2 protein-coding genes are annotated in these 2,203 nt (G+C 78.5%); one reads left to right on the top strand and one right to left on the bottom strand.

Features of this window, described 5'->3' with window-relative positions:
• Nucleotides 1–66 precede the first annotated feature (66 nt).
• Nucleotides 67–1,218, bottom strand: a complete 1,152-nt coding sequence (locus GTR00_RS19340) for a site-2 protease family protein (RefSeq protein WP_166613185.1) — start codon at nucleotides 1,216–1,218, stop codon at nucleotides 67–69.
• 139 nt (nucleotides 1,219–1,357) lie between these two features.
• Between GTR00_RS19340 and GTR00_RS19345 the strand changes: the two genes are divergently transcribed.
• A partial coding sequence (locus GTR00_RS19345; RefSeq protein ID WP_323132618.1) for a RecB family exonuclease occupies nucleotides 1,358–2,203 on the top strand: 846 nt, incomplete at its 3' end.

Raw genomic sequence — 2,203 nt, forward strand, 5'->3', positions numbered from 1 at the left:
TCACCGGTGGGCTCACCGGTGGGGGCGTCGCTCAACGCTGGGTCCTTCCGTGGTGGGGTGCGCGCCTCAGCGCGCGGTGACGGCGGCGACGACGTCGCCGGTGTGCAGCAGGCCCTCGACGCGCCCGCCCGGGCCGAGCACGACGTGCTCGCCGGGGTGCGCGGCGACGGCGTCCAGCAGCTCCTGGCCGCTCAGCCGGGCGTCCACCCAGGAGCGCGGGGGCAGGGCGCGCGCGGTGGCGCCGGCGCCCAGGGCGGTGCGCCGCTCCAGCGGCACCCGCCGCAGGGCGGCGGTGTCCACGACGGCGACGGGCACGCCGTCGTCGGTGACCAGCACGACCTCCAGGTCGCGGGCGCTGCCGCGGGTGGCGCCGGCGTCGATGGCCGCGCGCGCGGCGCGCACGACCTCCTCGACGGTGGAGCGGGCGCTGACGCCGATGGCGGGGCGCTGCAGGGCGCGCACGGACAGCTGCGGCACCCGGCGGCGCTGGGCGGCGTACTGCAGGGCCTGCGAGGCGCCCTGCCACAGCAGGGCGCTGACGAGCCCGGCCCACACCACCTGCGTCAGCGAGGTGCTCCAGCCCAGCAGGCGCGGCACGGCCACGGCCGCCAGCAGGGTCGCCACGGCCAGGACCCGCCCTGCCCAGGCGGCGGCGACGGTGCCGTCGAGGCGGTCGCCGCGCGCCTTCCACACGACGGCCTCCAGGGCGTGCCCGCCGTCCAGCGGCAGGCCCGGCAGCAGGTTGAACACGGCCAGCAGCAGGTTGGACAGGGTCAGCGCGCCCAGCAGCAGCCCGGCCACGCCCGCCGGGCCGGGCTGGGCGCGCACCAGGTCGCCGGCCTGGTGCGCCAGCAGGGCGATCACGCCGTTGGTGACGGGACCCACGACGGCGATGAGCAGGCTGCGCCCGGGGCCCACGGGCCGCCCGTCCTCCTCGGTGAAGGAGGTGTGCCCGCCCCAGACGTTGAGCACGATGCCGGTCACCCGCAGCCCGGAGCCGCGCGCGGCCAGCGCGTGCGCCACCTCGTGCAGCAGCACCGACACCAGCAGCAGCACCGCGTAGGAGAACGCCACGAGGTAGGCCGCCGGGCCGGGCACCCGCGGGGCCACGACGGGGGCGAACACCAGCACGATGACGGCGGCGAACAGGAACCACGACGGCGCCAGCAGCAGCGGGACGCCGAAGGGGCGGCCCAGCCGGATCCCGGAGCCGCTCACCGGCGGCGCGCTCCGGTCCCGGCGGGGCGGTCGAGGGGTCGGGGGCAGCGCACCCGCCGATCCTAGGGGGCCGCGGCGGCGGCCCGGCGCGCGCGGTCGCGGGGCGGCCGTGTCGCAGCCGGCGCCTACCCTGCGCCGGGTGAGCACCAGCACGGACCCGGTCCCGGCCGCGGGCGCGCGCGGCCCGCGCGGGCTGTCGCCCTCGCGCGCGGCGGACTTCCTGCGCTGCCCGCTGCTGTACCGCTTCCGCACCATCGACCGCCTCGAGGAGGCGCCGTCGGAGGCCGCGGTGCGCGGCACCCTGGTGCACGCGGTGCTGGAGCGGCTCTTCGACCTGCCCGCCGCCGAGCGCACCGCCGAGGCGGCGTGCGGCATGGTCGAGGAGCAGTGGGCGGCGCTGCGCGAGCGCGAGGCGCGGGTGCGGGCGCTGTTCGACGAGGACGCCGACGGCGCGGCGCAGCAGCGCTGGCTGGCCTCGGCGCGGGCGCTGCTGCGGCGCTACTTCGAGCTGGAGGACCCCTCGCGCCTGGAGCCGGCCGAGCGGGAGGTGCTCGTGGAGCTGCCGCTGGCGGACGGCCCGGTGCTGCGCGGGGTGGTGGACCGCGTGGACGTGACGCCCTCGGGGGACCTGCGGGTGGTGGACTACAAGACCGGCCGGGCGCCCTCGGCGGCCTTCGAGGCGTCGGCGCTGTTCCAGCTGCGCTTCTACGCGCTGGTGCTGTGGCGCTCGCGCGGGGTGGTGCCGCGCCAGCTGCAGCTGGTGTACCTGGGCTCCGGGCACGTGCTGCGCCACTCCCCCGACGAGGACGAGCTGCGCGCCACCGAGCGCAAGGTCCGCGCGCTGTGGGCGGCGATCGAGGGCAACCGCGCCAGCGGGCAGTGGCCGGCCAAGCCCGGGCGGCTGTGCTCGTGGTGCGACCACAAGGCGCTGTGCCCGGCGTTCGGCGGCACCCCGCCGCCGAACGCCGGGCACAGCGCCTTGTGG

This window comes from Kineococcus indalonis (genome assembly GCF_009906395.1).
Classification (GTDB): domain Bacteria; phylum Actinomycetota; class Actinomycetes; order Actinomycetales; family Kineococcaceae; genus Kineococcus; species Kineococcus indalonis.